This is a genomic window from Streptomyces sp. NPDC092045 (assembly GCF_044756005.1).
Classification (GTDB): domain Bacteria; phylum Actinomycetota; class Actinomycetes; order Streptomycetales; family Streptomycetaceae; genus Streptomyces.
The window spans coordinates 115018-135297 of sequence record NZ_JBIVSC010000018.1 but is presented as its reverse complement, the minus strand read 5'-3'; the positions used below and the strand labels follow the sequence as shown (position 1 = coordinate 135297).

The following is a 20280-nucleotide window of genomic DNA, read 5'->3' as shown; positions in this document are numbered from 1 at the left end:
GCCGCCATGCACAACCTCGCCATGACCCGGTGAAATGGCAGGTCAAACGCCATTCAGGCCTGTCCGAACCCGACCTTCTGCAACACCCTTTAGGGGCCTTCGCGACCGGCAGGCGGATCAGCTCGTCACACCAGCGCCGGATGGTGGTGGCGGAGACGTCGTTGCCGCCGGCAGTACGGACTCGGCCACTCCCGGCTCACGGTCCGGGGCCGGCCGCACCGCCCGACCCGCCACCTGGACCACCGGCGACCCGGCCTCCGCGCGCCCGTCGGCCGGCTGCTCGCTCACCCGCTGCCACCCCCGCTCGGCGACGGCCAGTTCACCGCGCTCAGCTCGTACCTCCGACAGCTGCTTGACCAGCTGCTCTTCGAGTCCGTCCAGCTCCGCACGCCGCGCGGCGATCCGCTCCTACGTCTCGGGATCCCTCATGGGCCGGAGCGTAGGAACGGCACCCGCGGCGACGGACGGGAATCGATGAACCCACTCCTGCCGGACGACCTACCACACAGGCCGCCGCCCACGACCAGCGCGAGCACCCCGGAACGAAGTCACGCCGCCCCGCTGACCAGCCACTTCAAGACGGCGGATCCTCCTTGTACTTGAGCGGATCACGATCACTCATCGCCCGATCACGACCGGCCGTCGAAGCCTCAACGCCTCACCGCCCTTCGGGCGCAAATGCGTGGGATCGGTTTCTTCACCCGAACTCCCTTGTCTCATAAGCTGGTTGCCCTTACCGGCATCCCTGCTGTTCATGCCCTCGCGCCACTGAAGGGTGCCGCCTACCGTCCCGGCGAACGAAGGCACTCCCTTGCTCATCAGACCGAGAACGACCTCCAAGATCATCTTAGGTGTCGCTGCGACTCTCGCGCCCGTACTCCTCGGCGCCACGGCAACGGCCACATCCACGGCCGATCCCGGTTCCTTGAGGACCGCCTCGGTCACCACCTCTTCATTGGCCTGGCAGGGTTGCGGCGACGGCATCCCCCCGGCCGTCGAATGTGCGACTCTCAAGGTGCCTCTCGACCACCGCAAACCAAGCGGCAAGAAGATCGACGTGTCGCTGTCGCGGATGAGGGCCGCCGACCCGGACAAGCGTCGTGGTGTCCTGCTCTTCAATCCGGGCGGCCCCAGCAGTTCCGGCCTCTTCTATCCTCTCGCTCTCAGCAGTCTCCTGCCGCAGTCCGTAAAGGACCGGTATGACCTGATCGGTTTCGATCCACGCGGGGTCGGCGCCAGCAGCCCTCTCGCCTGTGGCACGACCACTGCCGACGAACGACTGACGTACCGGCCTTACAAGGACACGACGTTCCCCGAAGACACCATGTGGGCGCGTGACATCGCGGACCGGTGCCGGAACCGCAACGAAGGCACACTCCGGTACATCAACACCCGCAACACGGCGCGCGACATGGACGTCATACGTGCAGCCCTCGGAGAACGGAGAATCTCCTACTTCGGCCTGTCCTACGGAACCTACCTCGGCTCCGTGTACACCGAGTTGTTCCCGCAGCGGGTCGACCGGTTCGTCCTGGACAGCGCGGTCGATCCCGAGCGGGTCTGGCGGGGCATGGCGCGGTCCTGGGCGGAACAGGCCGAGACCTCATTCGACCGGTGGACGGACTGGACCGCTCGTCGTTCCGCGCAGTACGGACTCGGCGAGACACCCGCAGAGGTCGAAGAACTGTTCTGGAACATCGTCGCCCGCGCAGATCAAGAGCCGCTCGACCTCGGAGGAACCAGGTTCGACGGCGCCAAGATCCGCGATCACATGCGCTGGGAAATCGTCCACCCGTCGATCGCCGCCAAGACTCTGGGACTGCTTCGAGACGCAGCCTCGGGCAAACCCGTCCCGGCCTTCCCCACCTTCGTGCCGACCGACAACGAGCTGGCGAGCTACCTCGCGATCACTTGCGGTGACACTCGCTGGCCCACCGACCCGGCCGTCTACCAAGCCGACTCCCGGCGCGACAGTACTCGCTACCCCCTGTACGGGGACTCCGTCTCGAATATCCTGCCGTGCGCCTACTGGGACCGTCCGATCGAAGCAGCCACCGAGATCGACAACGAGGTCCCCGCACTCATCGTTCAAAACGAATGGGACCCGCAGACCCCTCTGGCCGCCGCACTCGGCCTGCACCGAGCGCTGAAGGGCTCCCGGCTGGTCTCGGTCGACGAGGGGCAAGGCCACGGCGTGTACCCGCTCGGCATCAGCGCCTGCGCGGACCGCACTGTCACGGCCTATTTGACCACCGGTCGCCTTCCGGCCCGTGACATCACCTGCACAGCCGATCCGCTCCCTCCGGTCGACTCCCCTTCCACCCCGCCGAACCCCACGCCGGCAATGGTTCGCCTCCCCTTTCCCGGCCTCTGAACCCCAGGAACGGACTGTCGGGCAGGAAGCTGCCACAGAGCCCTGCCCGTACGGGTGGGGTGCGGGCTGAGCCGGTGTGGGCGGAGAGGTTCACGGGCTTGCGGATGGACCGGTTCGCGCAGCCGGTGAAAACGGTGGGAGAGCGGGGCGGGAACGGTCCGGGTGGCGGTCGGCCGCGGCGGCGGGAACGGCGGTGGTCGAGGAGGCGCCCACCTCGGCACCGGTCTGATCGTCCCGCACCGCAAGAGAGCCGGCCGTCCCCTCCTGTGCGGTCAGGAGGAGGACAACGCCGAGCACCGGAGGCGCGAGCCCGTGCCGAGCGCACCTTCGCTCGGACGAAGAACCGGAAGATCCCGCGCGACTGCCGCCGGAAAGGAGACGGCCCCCACCACGCGGTCCAGGCCGTCGCCACCATGCGCGACCTCGCCATGACACGGTGGAACCACAGGTCGGGCGCCACTTCGGCCTGCCGCATCCGGACCTTCCGCAACACCCTTCAGGACGTCCGGCGGTACGTTCACGTTCCTCCGGACGGGGACACCGCGGAGCGGCTGAGACCGGGCTCGTCCTACCGGGGCTTCGCCGTCGGCCGGCCCGCGAGCCGCCCGGCCGGGGTGCGTCACGGGTGATGCGGCGAGCCGTCGTCCGCGAGCAGTCGACGCGTCGCTCCCGCCGCGAAGTCGGACACGGTCGTCAGATCGTCACCCTGGTCGATCCTGCGGATGCACGCGTCCACGACCGCCTGGACCACCGCCACGGTCAGCTCGGGCTGGGGCCGCCCCAGTTCGCGCACGACCCGGGCGAGCGCCTCGTGCAGCGAGGTGTGCAGATTCCTCACCCGCTCCCGCGCCGACGGGGAGAGCGAGTCGCGCGAGAGCGCGGCCCGCCAGCCGTGGGTGCCGCGAGCCGCCTGTTCGAGGTTGGCCCTGACGTAGGCGGCGGCCTGGGCGGCGGGCGTGGTCTCGGCCGCGATGGCCTGCTCCACTGCGTCGATCCAGGCGGGGAATTCGCGGGTGACGACGAGTTCGAGCAGGTCGTCGATGGAGTTGAAGTAGCGGTAGATGCTGTTGCGGGCGATTCCGGCCCGCGCGGCGACCGCTCCGGCGGTGAGGGCTTCGGCGCCGCCCTCGTTCAGGAGCTCCTCGGCCGCGTCGATCAGCTGCGCGAGCCGCTGGGCCCGGTGCTCCCGGACGCTGCCGGCTTCGATCTTGGGCATTTTCTCCGCTTCACCTCGGCCGCTGTGCCGTCTCCCGCCAACCTACCCCCACCCCGGAGAGGCCGGGGGGCGTGTTAGCTTGACGCGACTTAGAGACACCCTGTCGCTAAGTCTTGTCCGTGCTTCCTGCCGAAGGCTGTCCGATGCAACCGATGAACCCCCCCGCTCTGCTCCGATGTCTCCTGGGATCGAAGAAGCGCGCCGCCGTGGTTGTGGCCTTCTGGGTCCTGATCGCGGGCCTCCTCGCCGGGGTCGCCCCGACCCTGGAATCCGTCGAGGACAACGCGTCCGCCAACCTGCCACCCGCCGCCTCGGACTCCGTGAAGGCCCGTGACCTCGTCCGCGCCCAGCTTCCGGGCCAGGACGCGACGCCGGCGATCATCGTGGTCCGCGGCAAGGGCACCGACGCCGCGGCGAGCGCCACGCGGGCGGTCGCCGCCATCACCTCGGCCCTTTCCGGAACCGGCCGGCCCCACCACGTCGTGAGCGTGGTCTCCGCGGTGACCGCTCCCGACGCCGTGGCCGAGTTGGTCTCGCAGGACCGCGGTGCCCAGCTGGTCATCGTGCCCATGGAGGGAAACCCCTCGGAGGAGTCCTTCCAGAACGCGGTCGACGAGGTGCGCACCCTCGCGTCCGACCGGGCCGGGCCCGCCGACGTCGCGGTGACCGGCCCCGCCGGGATCGCCACCGACACCGTGAAGGTCTTCAGCGGCGGCGACAAAGTCCTGCTGCTGGCCACCATCGTGCTCGTCCTGATCATCCTGCTGGTGATCTACCGCTCGCCCCTGATGGCGCTCGTGCCGCTTCTCGCCGTGGGCGTGGCCATGCGCGTGGCGGAGACGCTCGGCGCGATTCTCGCGGACGCCGGAGTCATCACGGTCAGCTCCCAGACCGCCTCGATCATGACCGTGCTGCTGTTCGGGGTGGGCACGGACTACGCGCTGATCATCACCGCCCGTTACCGCGAGACCCTCCTCGACGAGCCGGACCGCGCCCGCGCGATGCGGGCCGCCGTGCGCCGCACCGCCGAGTCCGTCCTCGCCAGCGCCTCGACCATCGTGCTCGCCATGTTCGCCCTGCTCGTGGCCGCCTCCCCGGCACTTCACGGCTTCGGACCGTACCTCGCCCTGGGCGTGGCCGTCATGGCGCTGGTGGCGTTCACCTTCATCCCCGCCCTGGTCCTCCTGCTGGGCAGGGGCGTCTTCTGGCCCGGGGGCGTGGACAAGGCCGCCGAATGCAGCCGCGGCGCAGGCATCTGGCACCGCATCGCCGCCCTGGTCGCACGGGCCCCCGTCAAGGTGGCCTCGGCCGTGATCACACTCCTGGTGCTGCTGAGCGCGGGACTGCTCGGCTACCAGGAGAGCTTCAACACCCTCAGCGGCTTCCTTCCGCGCCGCCACCGAGTCGGAGCGCGGGCAGCACCTCATCCAGGAGGAATTCGGGCCCGGCGAGATCGCCCCCAGTACCGTCGTCGTCCACTCCCAGGACGACCTGCGCTCCGGCCCCGCACCCGCCGACATCGCCGCCGCGCTCACCGATGCCGATCACGTCAGCCGTGTCGCAGACCCCCGCATGGGCAAGGACGGCAAGACCGTCTTCTACGAGGTCGTCCTCGACCTCGACCCCTACAGCTCCGAGGCACTCGACGCGATCGGTCCCCTCGAGCAGGCCACCCAATCCGCGGCCCGGGCCGCCGGAGTGCGGGACGCCACGGTGCTCATCGGCGGCGAGACCGCGCAGAACGCCGACATCCGCTCCGCCCTCGACCGCGACACGGCCTTCGTCGTGCTCCTGGTCCTGGCCATCGTCACCGCGGTCCTCGTCCTGCTGCTCCGCTCGCTCCTCGCCCCGCTCTACCTGGTCGCGACCCTGATCCTGTCGTTCCTGGCCACCCTGGGCGCCACCACCTTCCTCACCGTGACCGTCCTCGGTGACGACGGCATCGGCAACCGCGTCACCGCGTACGTCTTCGTCTTCCTCGTCGCGCTCGGCGTCGACTACAACATCTTCATCATGAGCCGGTTCAAGCAGGAACTGCGCACCCGGCCCCCGGCGAAGGCGATCACCGCCGCCCTGACCCGCACAGGCGCCGTCGTCTCCTCCGCAGGCCTCATCCTCGCGGTGACCTTCGCCGTCCTGATGACCCAGCCGATCCGCGAACTGTTCCAGTTCGGCTTCGCCATGGCCTTCGGCATCCTGCTGGACACCTTCCTCATCCGCCCGCTCCTGGTCCCCGCCGTCGTCCGCCTGCTCGGCGAACGCGCCCTGTGGCCCGCCCGCCCAGGCAGCCCGCAGACACCTTCCACGCCCCTCTCCGGACCGCCTTCCGCCGACGTGCCGGCCGCGCGGCCCGCCGGGACCGGCTCCGGCCGCCTGCTGCGCGCGTTCACCTGGATCGCGGCCGTCGAAGCGTGCACGTGGGCAGGTCTGCTGGTCGGGATGTACCTCAAGTACGTTCCCGAAACCACCGAACTCGGCGTGCGGATCTTCGGCGCCCTCCACGGTGCCGCCTTCATCGTCTACGTGTCCCTGACCGTCCTGGTCGCGATCCGGCTGAAGTGGCGGCTGGGCCGGACCACGATCTTCGCCCTGCTGGCCGCCGTACCCCCGTTCATGACTGTCGCGTTCGAAATCTGGGCCCGCCGCACGGGCAGGCTCCCCGGGCCGGCCTCGGCCCCGAGTCCGACTCCAGCCCTGTAACCACACCCCGCAGGGGCACTCGACTCACCCGTCAGGCACCGGTGCACGGGGCCCCGGCTCGGCACGGTCGCCGGACGGGTCATGACGTAGCAGGCCTCGCAGTCGGCGTGCTCTTCGGGTACGGCGATGAGGGGGCGGGTCGGCGGCAGCGTGCCGAACTCGCCGCTCGTCCGCGCGCGCCGGCTGTGGCGTGGACCGCCGCCGGCTCGGTCTGCTCCCGCTCGGTGTCCTGGTAGCGCCGGACCAGCTCGACGTAGTCGGAGGCCGCACGCACCATCCGCTCCCCGTACTCGGCGGCCCGCGCGGCCTGCTCCGAGTCGGTGGCGGTCTGCGTCGTCGTTTCCATGGGGACTCCTTGTCCGTGTCGGCGGCGGGTGCCTGCCGCGCCTGCCCGCCCGTAGAAGTGGGGGAGGGGGTTATCGGGTGGCGGGGACCGGGTGGGCCTGGAGCGTCTGGTGCAGGGCTGCGGTGTCGAGGTGCTCCAGGACGTCGGCCCGGTCCTCGTGGTCCTGGGCGAGGAGTTGCGCGACGAGGTGCGGGGCGGTGTGGGGGAAGGCCAGACGTGAGCAAGCCACTGTTCCTTTCGGCCGAGGGCCAGGAAAAGGCGAGTCAACGCTCTCTGACGCCTGCGCGTTCCGGGCGGTGAAGTGACGGGCCGTCAACGGTAGGTGCGGGGTGTACGTCGCGAACGGGCGGCGAATCCTGTCAGGAGGGCCCGTTCGGTCCGTCCCAGGTGCGGTGGTAGTCGGCCCAGTCGGGACGAGGTCCCGGCAGCCCGGTGTGGGGGGCGCGAAGGCCGTCGAGGGTCAGGGCCAGCATCCTGCGGCGCGCGTGGTCGTCCTCCTCGGTGCGGCGGGGATACCGGCTGAACATCTCGATGACGTGCGTGATGTCGAGCGTCGTGACGTCCTCGCGGACGGTCCCGTCGTCATGGCCCCGGCGCAGCACCCGTTCCGCCAGCGCCTTGGCCTGTTCGTTGGCGGCCGCGACCTCTTCCGGGAGGCTGAACGTTCCGGCCAGGGCGGCGAAGGCCCCCGCGCGCGCGTCGACCGCCGAGGCCATGTAGTCCGCGAGCACCTCCCAGCCGGTGCCCTCGGCTTCCAGCGCGGCGCCCAGCTCGGCGATCGTCCGGGCGATGCCGATGGCGCACAGGCGCTGGAGGAGCTGTTCCTTGCTGCCGTAGCGGCGGTAGAGGGTGCCGATGCCCACGCCCGCCCGGGTGGCGATGGCGGACACGGGCGCGTCGGCGCCCTGTTCCGCGAAGACGGCGCGAGCCGCGTACAGCACCCGGACGTCGTTGCGCTCGGCCTCGGCCTGGCGCCCGAAGCGGCTGCCCGCCCGCATGCCCGCGGTTTCTGGGTTCTTCATGGCGTCCAAGGTATTGCCTGTCGGAGCGATCTGCTCCGATACTCCTGTCGGAGCGAATCGCTCCGACAGGAGGCTCCGATGGAGAACACGTCCCTGCTGGCCCTGTCCGCCCCCCTCTTCGTGCTCCTGGTCGCCGTCGAGATGATCTACTACCGCCTCCACCCGGACGAGAACGCCAGCGGCTACGGGGTCCGCGACACCGCCGCCGGCTTCGCCGTGGGCGCGGGCGCCGCCGTCGTCGACATCCTCTACAAGACGATCGCGGTCGCCGTCTTCGTCGCCCTGTACGAACTGACCCCGCTACGGGTCGAGGTCACCTGGGCGACCTTCCTGCTGATCCTGCTGGCCCAGGACTTCTGCTACTACTGGATGCACCGCGAACACCACCTGGTGCGCGTGCTGTGGGCGAGCCACGTGGTGCACCACTCCAGCCGCAGGTACAACTTCTCCACCTCGGTCCGCCAGCCCTGGACCGGCCTCACCTCGCAGATCTTCTACATTCCGCTGGCCCTGGCCGGCGTGCCGCCCTGGGCGATCCTGCTGTGCGGCGCGATCAACATGCTGACCCAGTTCTGGCTCCACACCGACCGCATCGGCAGGCTCCCCCGCATCATCGAACGGACCATCAACACACCCGCCAGTCACCGCGTCCACCAAGCCTCCCAGGGCGGCTACCTCGACCGGAACTTCGGCGGCATCCTGATGATCTGGGACCGGATGTTCGGCACCTGGGCCGAGGAGACCGAACGCCCCCGCTACGGGCTCACCAAGAACATCGACACCCACAACCCCCTGCGCATCGTCTCGCACGAGTACGCCGCCATCGGACGCGACCTGGCACGCGCCACGCACTGGCGGGACCGGGCGCGCCATCTGCTGGGCAGGCCCGGCTGGCAACCCCTGCCGGCAGAAGGGGCGGAGACTCCGCTCGCGGACCGGGCCGCCACGGAATCGCAGGGGAAGGGGCCCGCCGGCTGCTGTCCCGACCAGACCTCCGGCCCCCCGTGCGCCTGCGAGGTCGCCGCCACGGACACGAGACGCTGAGCAGCACCCCGAACGGAACACGACAGGACGGTCACCAGGAAGGACGACCTCGTGAACGGACAGGACCACAGACGCGCCCGAACACGGGAACTGCACGAGTCCGTCGTCATCGCGGCACCACCCGAGGAAGTGTTCGCCGTACTCAGCGACGTACGCAGGATGCCCGAGTGGAGCCCTGAGTGCGTCGGTGTCCGGATCCTCTCCGCGCGCAAGAACCCCGGCCCCGTGTTCCTCGGCTTCAACCGCAGCGGACGCCGCCGCTGGTTCACCGTCTGCCGGGTAACCCGCTCCGACGCCCCCGAGGAGTTCGCCTTCCGCGTCTCGATCGCCGGACTGCCCCTGGCCTCCTGGGGATTCCTGCTCCGCCCCGCGGGCCACGGCGACACCCCGGCGGGTCCCGGCTCCACACGCGTCACCCAGTACTGGCGCGATCTTCGTCGAGGCGGCCGGGGACGCGTCGCCGATCTCCTCGGCCGGACCGTCGCGGGCACGTCACCGGCGGCCCGGGTCCGCACCAACCGTTCCGGCATGGTCACGACGCTGCGCCGGCTGAAGCGGACGGTGGAGGCCGCACCAGGAGGAGAGGAGCCCTGCCCGGCGACCTGCCCACCGCCACCACCGACCCCGACGCGGGCACCCGCACCCCGCCTACGACCTTGAAGGCGACCGCACCCCCCTCGACGTCGCCACCGGCACCGGGGGCGCCCCGTGCGCCGACGGAGCGGGCGACCCCGCCACGTAATCACCGCCGTCTCCGCCCTCGGCCCGGGCCGTGATCAGTCGGCTTCCAGAGCGTCGGCCCGCTTCTTGAGACCCTCCGCAACGTGGTCCCAGTCCGGGCCGTGCATCCACAGGTTCTCGGCGGCCTCCCGCAGCAGTGCCGGTTCGTCCGGCCGTTGCAAGAGCACCAGCCGATAGGCCAGGTTCCGGACCCAGACCGGCAGGTGGCCGTCCACCACCTGCGGACAAAGTTCACGCAGCATGGCAAGGATCGCATCCGCGTCGGCGAACGTCAGCTCCTCGACGAAGTAGTGCTCCCCGTGTTCGAGCCCGCACTCCGGCGTGGGTCGGTACTCGTCTCCGTAGAGACATCTGGCGTGCTCCGTCAGGGTTCCGTGCATGGCCTGGAGCCTATGCCGCCACGATCCGCCGGACGGAACCCCATGGCCGGCTCCGTACGCCCGGTGATCGGCGTGAAGCCCCGCGCGCACGTTCTTACGGCGTCCGTCCGACCTCGGTGGCGACCCCGCTGCCGACGAGGGCGACGGAAGTGACGACGGTGCCGGCCTTGCCCCAGGCGTTGTCCTTCAGGAGAACCGTGCGCTCACCCAGGAGCCGGTTCGTGCGCGCATCGAAGATCCACTCCGTGCGTTCGCCGTCGTGCACTCGGGCGACGGCGACTCCACGGCGTCCGGCGGCGTCCACGGCGTCGGGGGCGACGTCGACTCCGGGGATGAGGGCGGCGGCACGGTAGAGCGCAGCGGTGGTCACGGGGGGAGTCACTCCGTTGCGCAGCAGATCGCCGATCGTGACGAAGGCCTCCTGGTCCGGGCCCGTCGTGGAGTCCGAACCGGTGCCGTGGTTCTTCTCGGCGTCCTCACGGATCTGCTTCAACAGGGCGCGGGGATCGGTCGGCAGGGCTGCCAGGAAGTTGTACGTCGGCGAGTTCAGGCTGGCCGGGCCCTCCGGCAGCAGCTTGTCCTCGCCGGCCTTGCGCTGAAGGGTCGGCCCGCTACCGTCCACCGACGTCCACTGCTCCATGCCCTCGTCCTCGCGCAGGAGTTCCATCTGCCCGGCCTTGTTCTCGGACAGTACCGACGTATAGCCGGCCGTCTTGACGTACACGTACTGCCCGTCGAGCACCTTCGTCCGCGACATGGCGTTGGCAGCCAGCGCGGCCCTCTCCAGCACCTGGACCGATGCCGCCGATGCCGGCGGAACGCTCGGGGCGCCGCTGGTTCCCGGGCCGGGGCCGAGCACCACGACGGTCGCGCCGGCGGCCACCGCTGCGCCCAGCACCAGCACCGTACGGCGCCTCGGCCGCGGGACGGCACGGGTCGAACGAGCGCGCGTCTGCCGGTCGATCTCGCCCAGCAGATGCCGACGGCGGGCTTCCGTTCGTCCGGGCGCCGGATCCGGGTGGGCGGCCGGCGGCAGGACGCGCCCCACCTGCTCCCGCTCTGCCTGTTCCCGCTGCTCCGCGTTCATCGTGTACCCCTCCTGTGGGAAGCGCGGGCTGCTGCCACCCCGCTGTCCGGTAGGTGTCCGCTGCCGCTCTGCGGTTCCACGACATGCGGATCTGTCGCCAGCTCCTCGTCGACGAGTCGGCGCAGCTTCTCTCGCGCGCGTGAAAGCCGGGAGCGCACCGTGCCCACCGGGATTCCCAGAGCCTCGGCCGCCGCCGCGTATCCCAGATCTGACCAGACCACCAGCGCGAAGACCTCGCGCTCGGTCCGCTTCAGGCCGTGCAGGGCGCGGGCTGCGGCGGCCAGCCGCTGAGCATCGACCACCTGCCCGACCACCTCGTCCGAGAAGTCGGGCGACGGTTCGGGAAGGGACAGGCGGGACATCGCCTCCCGGTGCCGACGAGCCGACCTGGAGGTGTTGCGCATGACATTGGTCGCGATGCCCAGAAGCCATGCCCGGACGCTTCTGACCTCGTCGCGCAGCTTGTCGCGCAACCGCCAGGCCTCCAGAAAAGTGAGGGACATGACGTCCTCGGCGAGGGCCCAGTCGCCCGTCGTGCGAACGGCATGGGCGTAGACGACGCGCGCGTGCTCGTCAAAGATCTCGGCGAACGCCGCCCGGTCACCGGACCGGACCCGTTCATTCAAGGGAAGCTCCACAGCAAGAAGTGTCCGCACGGCTCTGCCGGTTCCCTTCGCGGAGGCGCCTCGTCGGCCCGGAGAGGAGAGGAGAGGAGAGGAGAGGAGAGGAGAGGAGAGGAGACGAAGTGGTGCGGGGCGCGAAGGCGCTGTCGGCGTTGGTCCGGCGCCGGTACCGCGAGGGTGTCCGTCTCGCGGTGGTGGCTCGGGAGGCTGGGGCGTCGAAGAGCACCGTGCGGCGCCATGGGCCCGTCCGGCGACCCGCCGCCCCGCTGCCCCCGACCCGCACCAGGACGAACGAGCCCCCGCCTCCCCCTGTCACACGCGGTGCGCGAGCTACGCCGTCGCCCACACCCTCATGAACGGAGACCCCCTCGGCCGACAGCCGCCCACCCCCACCGACCGGAGCGTTCCCGTCTGCTGACACCACCACCAGCAGACCGCCGATCACGCCCGACACCGCCCTCGCCGAGCACGGCCTGCGCCACCGGCCGGGTTCTCGGCAGCCGAGCGGCCCGCACCGGGCGGTGCGGGCCGCTCGGCCACGGGAGGGGTCGGGGACGGGCGGGGTTGTCGGTCGTGGTTCGGGAGTCGTCATGGCTGCACCAGTCCCCACGCCTCCGTGCCCGCTACGGGATACGTGCCGATCTCCACCTCGGCCTCCTCCGACTCGCCTGCGGCATCATCTGCCCGCGACGCCTGTGAACCTCATTCCGAAACGATCGGCAACTCGTCGGACCCCTCCTCGTAGCGGTGCCCGAGGGCTGTCCCGTAAGCGATCTCGCTGATGGGCGGCTCGGTCGCGTCTGGTGTGATCACGGCCCCGGAACCGCCCTGGACGGCCCCGTTCACCGGGCTGAGCCCGCGCGCCTTCGGCAGGTCGGTAACGCGACTGCACCGTGAGGGCGTGGAGGTGCCGGTTCGGGGCCGGGGTAGTCGTCCCTGGAGGCCGGATGCTGTTGGTTGTCGCGTACGGACGGACCGACCCGACGACACGGCGACCGGCCCCGCTGTTCGAGGTGTCGAAGTCCACGGCTGGCCGGGTCGTCGACCACCTCGGGCCGAAGCTCGCCCTGCAGTCCCGCCGGCGGTTCGCTCGGGACGCTGTGCCGATCGTGGACGGCGCCCTGGTGTTCACCACCCCGAACGAGTGACGAGCCCCCGGGCAAGCACGCGAAGTTCCCGGCAGCTGTGGGCCGTCTCGGTCGAGAGCCCGTCTGCCAGGAGTTTTGCCGTCCCGAGAGCGGTCCGACACGTTCCTGGAACCGCCGGGTCGTAGAAGGCTTGCCGCCACCCACCTCTCGGCCCCGTACTGGCCCTCGGCGTGATCAATTTGCAATTGCAATATGCGATGATGGCTGCACGCAAGTCATCCGCGCATGACACCGCCCGCCTGCGACCGGTTGTTGATCATGTGAGTAGTGTGGCGTGCGGAGCAGCTTTCGGATCAGGGGCACGGGGGTGTCGATGGCGTCGTTCGGAGACGGGTGGGTCACGCAGGGGCGGCTGTCGTCATGAAACTCGACGAGGCGCGCTGGACCGCCGTGGCGATCGCCCTCGCGGCGCCCGCGCCGGCCGGCTGCGACCCGGATGGCGGTCCCTTGGTGCGGAAGGCCGGCGATCGGCCCTGCTCCGCGAGGCTCCGCTCTCCCGGGAGGGTCCCGGCGTTCACTGGTGCGACGTGGAAGACGCGGTGGGATCCGGAGCGGGGCCACTGGTTGAAGGCGTCCCGGATCGGCGGCTCGGGCTCGGGCGAAATGTCCCGCAGGGACGCCGAGGCGTACGCCAGTGCCACACCGCTCTCCCACTCGCTGAGGGCGAAAGGTCCGGATCGGGCTGCCCGCGGACGCGGGCGTGGACACGGACACGACGTCGACAGACGACTCCTGGAGACAGGTGACGATGCGGGTTGAGCCATGACGTGAGTGTTCGGACACGTCGGTTATCACAGTGTGGTCTGCGATGGGCCATGGACGGGGAGGTCTTCATGGGGTTCGACGAGGAATGGGCAGCGCTGCGCGGCCGGGCGGTCGAGCAGCAGGAGACGAGTATGCGGCTGAACCAGTTGCCGGCCGAGCCTTCCGGCCCGACACCAGGCGGAGGGCCGGGGGACTTCGGCTCGACGCCGGCGGAGAAGAAGGCTGCGGCCAATACGATCGAGAACGAGCTGGAGCCTGACACGAAGAAGGCGACCGACTGGGCCGACGAGGCGTCCAGCACAGCGGTCAGGACCTTCGACGGCTGGCAGACGGCCACAGGCCTGAAGAAGGTCCAGCAGACCTGGGACCAGCAGGTGAAGACGCTCATGGGACGCCTGTCGTCGGAGAAGGGCGCCCTGCGCGGCGCGTCGGGTTACTTCGCGCAGAACGACCTGGGCATCCGCGGGCAGTTCGCACCGCTTTCCAAGTCGAAGATCGACGGCATATAGGCACGGCGATGGCAAGCACGGGCATCACACGGGGGACGACGGCATGCTGACGTACGCAGAGATCATGACCACGGACTTCGCGGCGCTGACGACGGCCGCGGAGAAGTGGGAGTCGATGGCGGGCGAGATCAAGAAGGTCGAGAACCGCTACAAGGACACCGTCCAGAAGGTCACGATGGGACCGAACTGGCTCGGCCTCAGCGCGGGGGTCGCGCAGACCAACTTCGCGGGCACGCGCTACGAGTACGCCGCCGCCCAGACCCAGGCGAAGGCCGTCGGATCCCTCCTGCGTGACGCCCACACCCAGTTCGTCGACCTGAAGAAGAAGCTCGACTCCGCGCGTACCGATGCCATCGACGCCGGCATGACCGTCTCGGAGGAGGGGCGGGTCTCCTTCGACCACTCCAAGCTCACCGACTCCGAACGGCGCGCTTACCGGAACGACCCGGACGGCCAAAGGGCGATCGGCGAAGCCGTCACCAAGTGGCAGAAGCACATCGACGACCGGGTCAAGGCCGTCTCGGACGCCGACGACGGCGTCAAGATCGCCCTGGAAGCCGTCGTCGTCGACAGCAACAAGGACATCGGCGGCAAGGGCGACGACCAGCTCAACGGCTTCAACGCCGGCGCCAAGGGAGACGTCGAGCTCTACGAGGCCGAGAACGCCAAGGACATCGCCACCCGCATCAACAGCGGCGAGAAGGTCTCCGCCGCGGACTACGCGGAGCTCAACCGCTCCTTCCGCGACAACTCCGACAACAAGGCCTTCAGCCAGACCTTCGTCGGCGGCATGGGCGCCGACGGCACCATCAAGCTGGCCAACGCCCTGAACGACCGGGCCCACGGTGGTGACCAGTCGCAGCGCGGCCTGTACCGCGACGTGAACAAGGGCCTCGCCGACACCCTCGCCGGTGCCACGGCGGTACCGGCCTTCAAGGACCCCGACGGCAAGAAGCTCGCGTACGGGACGAAGGCGTACCAGGACGCGTTCGCCGAGTGGTCCAAGACGTCGGACGCGAAGTTCTACAACGACTTCATGGGCGACCTGAAGAAGGCCGGCGTCGAGAAGTACGGGCTGGACGTGGCCGGGGACAAGATCTCGGTGGGCACCGGACACGGCCAGGAGGTCCGGGGCTACCAGGCCCTGGCCACGCTCATGCAGCAGGGAAGCGGCTACTCGCCGCAGTTCCTCGGCGACCTGACGGACGACATGATCGCCGCCGAGAAGAAGGACAAGAACATCTGGGACCTCCACGGGTCCTTCGACGACAAGAAGGACGGCTGGTTCAAGAACGACCCCGTCGACGGCGTCCTCAACGTCATGAGCCGCGACCCGGAGGCCGCCACCGGGTACCTGGACCCGAAGGCCGACGGCGACACGAACGACCGTCTGAAGTACCTGCTCAAGGACCGAGACTGGGACTTCGTCAACACGACGGACTGGCGGGGCAACATCGAGACCACGGGCAAGGACGCCTCCGACGGCGATGTCCGCACCGGTCTCGGCCTCGCCCTGGAGGCGGCCACGACGGGGCACACACCGCTCAAGCCCGGCCAGGACCCCTGGCCGGAGACGCCGCACACCGAGGCGCAGGCCCGGATCATGCACGACACCATCGGCACGCTCGGCCCGGACCAGAAGGTCCACGAGAACCTGCGCGAGCCACTGGCCCGTTCCCTGGCGTCCTACGCGGCGGACACGCACGAGATCCTGGCCGGACTGGACGGCGACTACATCCGGGCCTCGGGCAGCGGGTTCTTCACCGAGGGCGGCACCACGCACATGTCCGCCTCGCAAGCGGACCTCGTCCAGTTCATCCGGGGGCTGTCGGACGATCCCGAGGCCTACGGCACCCTGTACAAGGCCGAGTCCCGGTACTCGAGCCTCGTCATGGAGGGCATTCCCCAGGGGGCGACCGGCGACAACCTCCGCAACCCGCTGGACAAGTCAGGAACCGTGCTGGGCGTGTACAGCTCGGTGATGGAGGACGTCGTCAACGACGACCGCATGGGCAAGTACAGCGAAGCCGACTGGAAGGCGAAGGTGGCCTACCACGTCATCGGAGGCGCGGTGACACCGCTGTACTTCACGACCGCCGGCGGCGTCTCCATCGCCTTCGGCGATTCGATCCAGCGGGGCGTGGACACCTGGGCCTGGCAGTGGGGCAACGAGATGAAGGCCGCAGCGGACACCGAGGCGAACGCGAAGATCGCGGACAAGTACCTCACCGTCAACAACCAGGTCCCCATCATGGTCGAGGACTGGGCGAAGGACCGCCCCGACCTCAGCGGGCAGACAGTGCAGTCCTTGAGCAGTCTGATCCTCAACGGCCACGACCGCGGGGCCAACACCGCGCAGAAGTACCTGACGGACACGACCAACTGACCCCGCTGCCCTAACGAGGAAACCATGCCCGAAACGATGTCAGCGCGCCGATCATTCCGCCCCCGGGTCGTCGTGCTGTTGGTTCTCTGCTTGGCGGTGGCGGGCGGAATCGGCGGCTGGCTCGTGTTCGGCCGGGAGTCGGGCGAACGCTGCAACGGGTTGCTCGGGAACCAGGGTCTGCTCAAGACGGTGACGGCTGCCGGCACGGACCGGCCCTCCACCTGCGCCGAACTGGGCGACGCGATCACGAGGGCGACCACAGGGGGCGAACCGGGCCGGCATACCGTGGCCCAGGCCCGGGCGATGAAGTCGGTCCTCTACGCTCTCGCTCCGGCCGAGGGACATCGCGTCGAGCTTGATCCGGCGCTCCGTCCCTCGCTGGCATCGGCGCTGGCGGACTACGGCGCCGACGTCTACGCCCGGCTCCACTCCCTGGATCCCGCGTACACCACCAAGGCGGGGGCCGGCATACCGCCCTGGCAGGATGCGCAGGGCGTGCACATGGCGGTGGACTACATCCACCTGCTGAACGTGCTCACGGCGGTCGGGGAGGACCCCGAGGCCTACGCCGCCGTTCGCACGGCCGTTGCCCGGACCGCCGAACGGGACCTCGCGTCCGTCCCGGCCGGCGCTGTCGGTGATGCTGCCGAGACCCCCGCCATGCGAGGCGCACGGGCCCTCGGCGCCCTGAACGGCGTGGCGGCCACCGTCGAGGAACGACTGGAGGACGACAAGTCCCGGACCTGGCGAACGCGGGTCGCCGATTCGCTCCTGGCCTCCTCCGCAGATGCCCCCGCCGGCAATGGTCCCCTCACGTCGACGTGGCTGCGTGATCTGCGGGCCACTGCTCCGGAGGCGCGCGCCGACTTCGTCGATGCCCAGCCCGTGGAGATGATCCGCATCTGGGCGACGGAGCGCGGCGCCGGTGAAGCGGCCTCGCAGAGGCTGCGCTCCTCCGCGGAGAACTCCTCGACCGCCGCGGCGAACGAGGCGGAGCGCGCCCTCGGGAAATGACTCGCCGGCGGGCAGCGGAGCCGGAGGGTTCCGCTGCCCCCGCCCCGCGCAGCCCCACGGCTCCACCGGCCGCGCTGCGCGCCGGTAACCTGGCCCCCCCCGCGATCCGCGGGTCAGCCATGCCGGGATGGAACTCGCGCTCATCTGCGGGAGCCCGATCTTCGACCTGGTTTCACGACGACGAAACTGATCTGAGAGTGCCGGGGGAAGACATCGGGATGTACGGGGGCTTTTTGAAAGAAGCGTGGAAGCCCGTACGCGACGACGAGGCTTATCAGCAGGTGCAAGAGAGGACCGGGGAAAGGGCCGCCAAGGGAGCTGCCATGCGCGCACGCGCACAACGTCACCGTGCGGTGAAGGATTACCCGTCCCTCACCAGTCGGCTCTGACCGCCGAAGCGCACGGCGGGAGGCGGCAGCGGTCGGCCGATGGCCGGAGAGCGATGCCCCTCCGAGGAGACCGGTGGCCGGCGCCCACGCCCTTCCTCATTCGGCACCCGGCCCTCTCTCTCGCATGGGGCCGATGGGGAGGGAGAAACCCGGCGGGTAACCGCCGGCTGAGGCGCTCTCCTGCCATCGGACGAGCAGCGCAGCTTCCTTCCCGGCCGGCGCGGCTGAACTTTCCGACCGCGCGGACCGCTCCGCATGTGGCCCGCGGGGCAACCGGGTCGTCCGAGTAAAGACTGCGGGCGAGGGGGGACGGACCTTAGGGTAAGCATCGGTGATCAAGAGCGATCAGGAGTGATCGAGCGTCGGTTGGGCGCGTACGCAGGACACGTGTGTGGACGCGAGTGGAGCAGGAGGCGGGGCATGGGCGGGAAACGGTGGGATCTCCGGACGAGGGGGACGAGGGCGTGGCTGTGCGCGGCGCTTGTCGCGGTCGGCGTGCTGACGGGTTGCGGCGGTCAGGGGACGGACGACCGCGCCGCGGAGGCGGATGATCGTGGCAAGCCGACCGGCGAGAGCACTCGGGGTCGGTTGCCGGACGCTGGCCGGCCGCCTGTCTCGGGCAAGAATCCGACCGACCAGCCGTCGAGGCCGAGCCTGCCCCGGGCCAGGAAGCCGGTGCTCCACGTGGAGGCCGCGTACACGTACACCGTGCGGATCCTCGATGCCACGCTGACGACCAAGGTGCCCGGTGACAACCCCCCGCCGGCGGGGACCAAGGCATTGGCGCTGCTGCTGCGGGTGGAGGCCGAGCCGCGCGACCGCGATATCAAAGCGCCCTACGGGAACCTCGGTATCAAGTACCCGAGCCTGGACGCCGACAAGGACTCGCGCATCGGGGGAGTGATGGACGGAGGCACGCCCTACATGACCGAGGACCAGCTGCTCTTCGGTGACGGGGCACGCGGCATCGACCCGGTGTTCGGGGTCCTGGAGGCGAACACCGTGTACTACCACCTGGCCTGGCAGATCGTCTCCGAGGATGCCGACCTGACCGGCGCGTCCCTCTGCAGGGCCGAGCTCAACGGCGGCAACTGCATACCGATCGGGCCCATCGAGGCCTCCCCCTGAGGACCGCGTGGCGGGCGACGCCACCGACCGGACCGGGCGGCCATGAACACCGGTCCGAGACCGCGTTTGAGATCTCGGCACGCAGTACCAGCACGGTGAAAAAAATCTGGTCGACCCGGTGCGGATGACGAAGGCGTGATGCCCGAAGGACGTGCCGTCGAGCGGGGGAGTCGTTGCTGCTCCCGATGCGGCAGCCACACGAACTGGTCGTCTGCGGAGTGGGGGAGCGCGCGTTCGGCCGGCTCGTCAGTCCGCAACTCGTAAATCCGATTCCCGTTCGCCCCCTGGCCCTGTTCCATGCCGCTGACACCTCCCGCACGGCCGACCGCTCGTACGAACCCCACGCGCGCTGCGCGGACAAGCGCTCCACAGGATCCGTCACCGTTCACGTCGTTCCGGCTCGGACGCGAGTGCCAAAGGTGAATTCGCGGGACACACGGCCTGCTTGGAGCCGGGTGCTGTCAGCCTGTCGTCAGTGAATCGTCGTACGACGGCGAACCCGCGGGGCGGGGCTTCTTCCGTCGTGGGACAGCGTCCGTCCCGGACGCCGAAAGGGCAGGCGTGACAGCACGACAGACCATGAACGAGGGGCCTTCCTCTCTCACCGTTCCACAGGACGTCAGGCTGCCCGGGAAGCCCGGTCGAATGCCACGGCATGTCGCATGCGTGATGGACGGGAACGGCCGGTGGGCGGAGCAACGGTCCCTGCCGCGCACGTCGGGTCATCGTGCCGCGGAGACGACGGTCATCGACGTCATCGAGGCGGCGCGTGCGGCCGGGGTGGGATGGCTGAGTCTGTTCGCGTTCTCCACCGAGAACTGGGGTCGCCCGGACACCGAGGTCGAGTTCCTGATGCACCTGGTGCGCCGGGTGGTGCGGAAGCACGCTCCCCTGCTGCACGCCCGGGGCATCCGCTGCCGCTTCCTCGGCATGACCGATCCCCGCATCCCTTCCGGCCTGGCCGGGGACATCGCCGACTTGACCATGCTCACCGATCGGAACCGGCAGATGACACTGACCGTCGCGTTCGACCACGGCGGCCGCAGGGACATCGTCGAGGCCGCACGGTCACTGATCCGCAGTGGAGCGTCGGCCGATTCCGTGACCGAGGAGAGCTTCGCCGCACACCTGCCCTTTCCCGACACCCCGGACGTGGACCTCGTCATCCGGACCTCCGGTGAACAGCGCATCTCCAACTTCATGCTCTGGCAGGTCGCCTACGCCGAGTGGGTCTTCCCGCCGATGCTGTGGCCCGACTTCCGCGCACCGGACTTCGTGCGGTGCCTGCACGACTACGGGCAGCGTGAACGCCGCTTCGGCGCCGTGCTGCCGAACCAGAACGGAGAAACCTGAATCGTGACCGCCTCGGACGACCACTGCACCACGAACGCCCGCACCGGCGCCGGTG

At 69.7% G+C, this 20280-nt stretch carries 17 protein-coding genes and 3 pseudogenes; 12 read left to right on the top strand and 8 right to left on the bottom strand.

The window, feature by feature from the left end; genetic code table 11:
- Window positions 1–618: 618 nt before the first annotated feature.
- Entirely contained in the window at window positions 619–945 is a 327-nt protein-coding gene (locus tag ACIQKA_RS28950) for a hypothetical protein (RefSeq protein WP_402542857.1), read from the bottom strand.
- 10 nt (window positions 946–955) lie between these two features.
- On the opposite strand from ACIQKA_RS28950, the gene ACIQKA_RS28945 reads away from it, so the two are divergent.
- Window positions 956–2374: an alpha/beta hydrolase gene (locus ACIQKA_RS28945; protein WP_402542856.1), complete on the top strand. Its 1419-nt coding sequence runs from the start codon at window positions 956–958 to the stop codon at window positions 2372–2374.
- 104 nt (window positions 2375–2478) lie between these two features.
- Window positions 2479–2808: pseudogene (locus ACIQKA_RS28940) on the top strand (hypothetical protein); the annotation flags it as partial.
- 185 nt (window positions 2809–2993) lie between these two features.
- On the opposite strand, the gene ACIQKA_RS28935 reads toward ACIQKA_RS28940, so the two are convergent.
- A complete protein-coding gene (locus ACIQKA_RS28935) occupies window positions 2994–3590 on the bottom strand; it encodes a TetR/AcrR family transcriptional regulator (protein WP_383150526.1) in 597 nt (198 codons plus the stop codon).
- A 143-nt stretch (window positions 3591–3733) separates the two neighbouring features.
- Here ACIQKA_RS28935 and ACIQKA_RS28930 point away from each other — a divergent pair.
- Both ACIQKA_RS28930 and ACIQKA_RS28925 read left to right on the top strand, forming a co-directional pair.
- Window positions 3734–4828, top strand: a pseudogene (locus ACIQKA_RS28930) (MMPL family transporter); the annotation flags it as partial.
- A 187-nt stretch (window positions 4829–5015) separates the two neighbouring features.
- Window positions 5016–6290 (top strand): MMPL family transporter, encoded by a 1275-nt coding sequence (locus ACIQKA_RS28925; RefSeq protein ID WP_402542867.1) that lies wholly within the window; start codon window positions 5016–5018, stop codon window positions 6288–6290.
- Window positions 6291–6369: 79 nt separating this feature from the next.
- Here the strand turns inward: ACIQKA_RS28925 and ACIQKA_RS28920 are convergent, their stop codons facing one another.
- From ACIQKA_RS28920 to ACIQKA_RS28910, 3 genes are all read right to left on the bottom strand, one after another.
- Complete coding sequence (locus ACIQKA_RS28920) at window positions 6370–6636, bottom strand: hypothetical protein (protein ID WP_402542855.1); 267 nt, start codon at window positions 6634–6636, stop codon at window positions 6370–6372.
- 70 nt (window positions 6637–6706) lie between these two features.
- Complete coding sequence (locus tag ACIQKA_RS28915; protein WP_383150530.1) at window positions 6707–6865, bottom strand: hypothetical protein; 159 nt, start codon at window positions 6863–6865, stop codon at window positions 6707–6709.
- 130 nt (window positions 6866–6995) lie between these two features.
- Window positions 6996–7658, bottom strand: a complete 663-nt coding sequence (locus ACIQKA_RS28910) for a TetR/AcrR family transcriptional regulator (RefSeq protein ID WP_383447575.1) — start codon at window positions 7656–7658, stop codon at window positions 6996–6998.
- A gap of 78 nt (window positions 7659–7736) precedes the next feature.
- Between ACIQKA_RS28910 and ACIQKA_RS28905 the strand changes: the two genes are divergently transcribed.
- Both ACIQKA_RS28905 and ACIQKA_RS28900 read left to right on the top strand, forming a co-directional pair.
- Window positions 7737–8702, top strand: coding sequence for a sterol desaturase family protein (locus ACIQKA_RS28905; protein WP_402542854.1), 966 nt, complete (start codon window positions 7737–7739; stop codon window positions 8700–8702).
- Window positions 8703–8753: 51 nt separating this feature from the next.
- Window positions 8754–9362: an SRPBCC family protein gene (locus ACIQKA_RS28900; protein ID WP_402542853.1), complete on the top strand. Its 609-nt coding sequence runs from the start codon at window positions 8754–8756 to the stop codon at window positions 9360–9362.
- A 116-nt stretch (window positions 9363–9478) separates the two neighbouring features.
- On the opposite strand, the gene ACIQKA_RS28895 is transcribed toward ACIQKA_RS28900, so the two are convergent.
- The 3 genes from ACIQKA_RS28895 to ACIQKA_RS28885 all read right to left on the bottom strand — a co-directional run bounded on the left by ACIQKA_RS28895 (window position 9479) and on the right by ACIQKA_RS28885 (window position 11548).
- Window positions 9479–9823, bottom strand: coding sequence for a hypothetical protein (locus ACIQKA_RS28895; protein WP_383150533.1), 345 nt, complete (start codon window positions 9821–9823; stop codon window positions 9479–9481).
- A 94-nt stretch (window positions 9824–9917) separates the two neighbouring features.
- Window positions 9918–10910, bottom strand: coding sequence for a CU044_5270 family protein (locus tag ACIQKA_RS28890; RefSeq protein ID WP_402542852.1), 993 nt, complete (start codon window positions 10908–10910; stop codon window positions 9918–9920).
- Window positions 10907–11548, bottom strand: a complete 642-nt coding sequence (locus ACIQKA_RS28885; RefSeq protein WP_383150537.1) for an RNA polymerase sigma factor — start codon at window positions 11546–11548, stop codon at window positions 10907–10909. Before ACIQKA_RS28885 ends, ACIQKA_RS28890 begins: the two co-directional genes overlap by 4 nt.
- A gap of 766 nt (window positions 11549–12314) precedes the next feature.
- On the opposite strand from ACIQKA_RS28885, the pseudogene ACIQKA_RS28880 reads away from it, so the two are divergent.
- The 6 genes and pseudogenes from ACIQKA_RS28880 to uppS all read left to right on the top strand — a co-directional run.
- Window positions 12315–12666, top strand: a pseudogene (locus ACIQKA_RS28880) (IS5/IS1182 family transposase); the annotation flags it as partial.
- An 848-nt stretch (window positions 12667–13514) separates the two neighbouring features.
- Window positions 13515–13955 (top strand): hypothetical protein, encoded by a 441-nt coding sequence (locus ACIQKA_RS28875; RefSeq protein WP_383150541.1) that lies wholly within the window; start codon window positions 13515–13517, stop codon window positions 13953–13955.
- A 43-nt stretch (window positions 13956–13998) separates the two neighbouring features.
- Entirely contained in the window at window positions 13999–16341 is a 2343-nt protein-coding gene (locus ACIQKA_RS28870; protein WP_402542851.1) for a hypothetical protein, read from the top strand.
- A gap of 24 nt (window positions 16342–16365) precedes the next feature.
- The gene (locus ACIQKA_RS28865) at window positions 16366–17355 is read left to right on the top strand and encodes a hypothetical protein (protein WP_402542850.1); all 990 of its coding nucleotides are present in this window, start codon (window positions 16366–16368) and stop codon (window positions 17353–17355) included.
- A gap of 1064 nt (window positions 17356–18419) precedes the next feature.
- On the top strand, window positions 18420–18872 hold the full coding sequence (locus tag ACIQKA_RS28860; protein WP_391096888.1) for a hypothetical protein: 453 nt from the start codon (window positions 18420–18422) through the stop codon (window positions 18870–18872).
- A gap of 645 nt (window positions 18873–19517) precedes the next feature.
- Complete coding sequence (gene uppS / locus ACIQKA_RS28855) at window positions 19518–20225, top strand: polyprenyl diphosphate synthase (RefSeq protein WP_402542849.1); 708 nt, start codon at window positions 19518–19520, stop codon at window positions 20223–20225.
- Window positions 20226–20280: the final 55 nt, after the last annotated feature.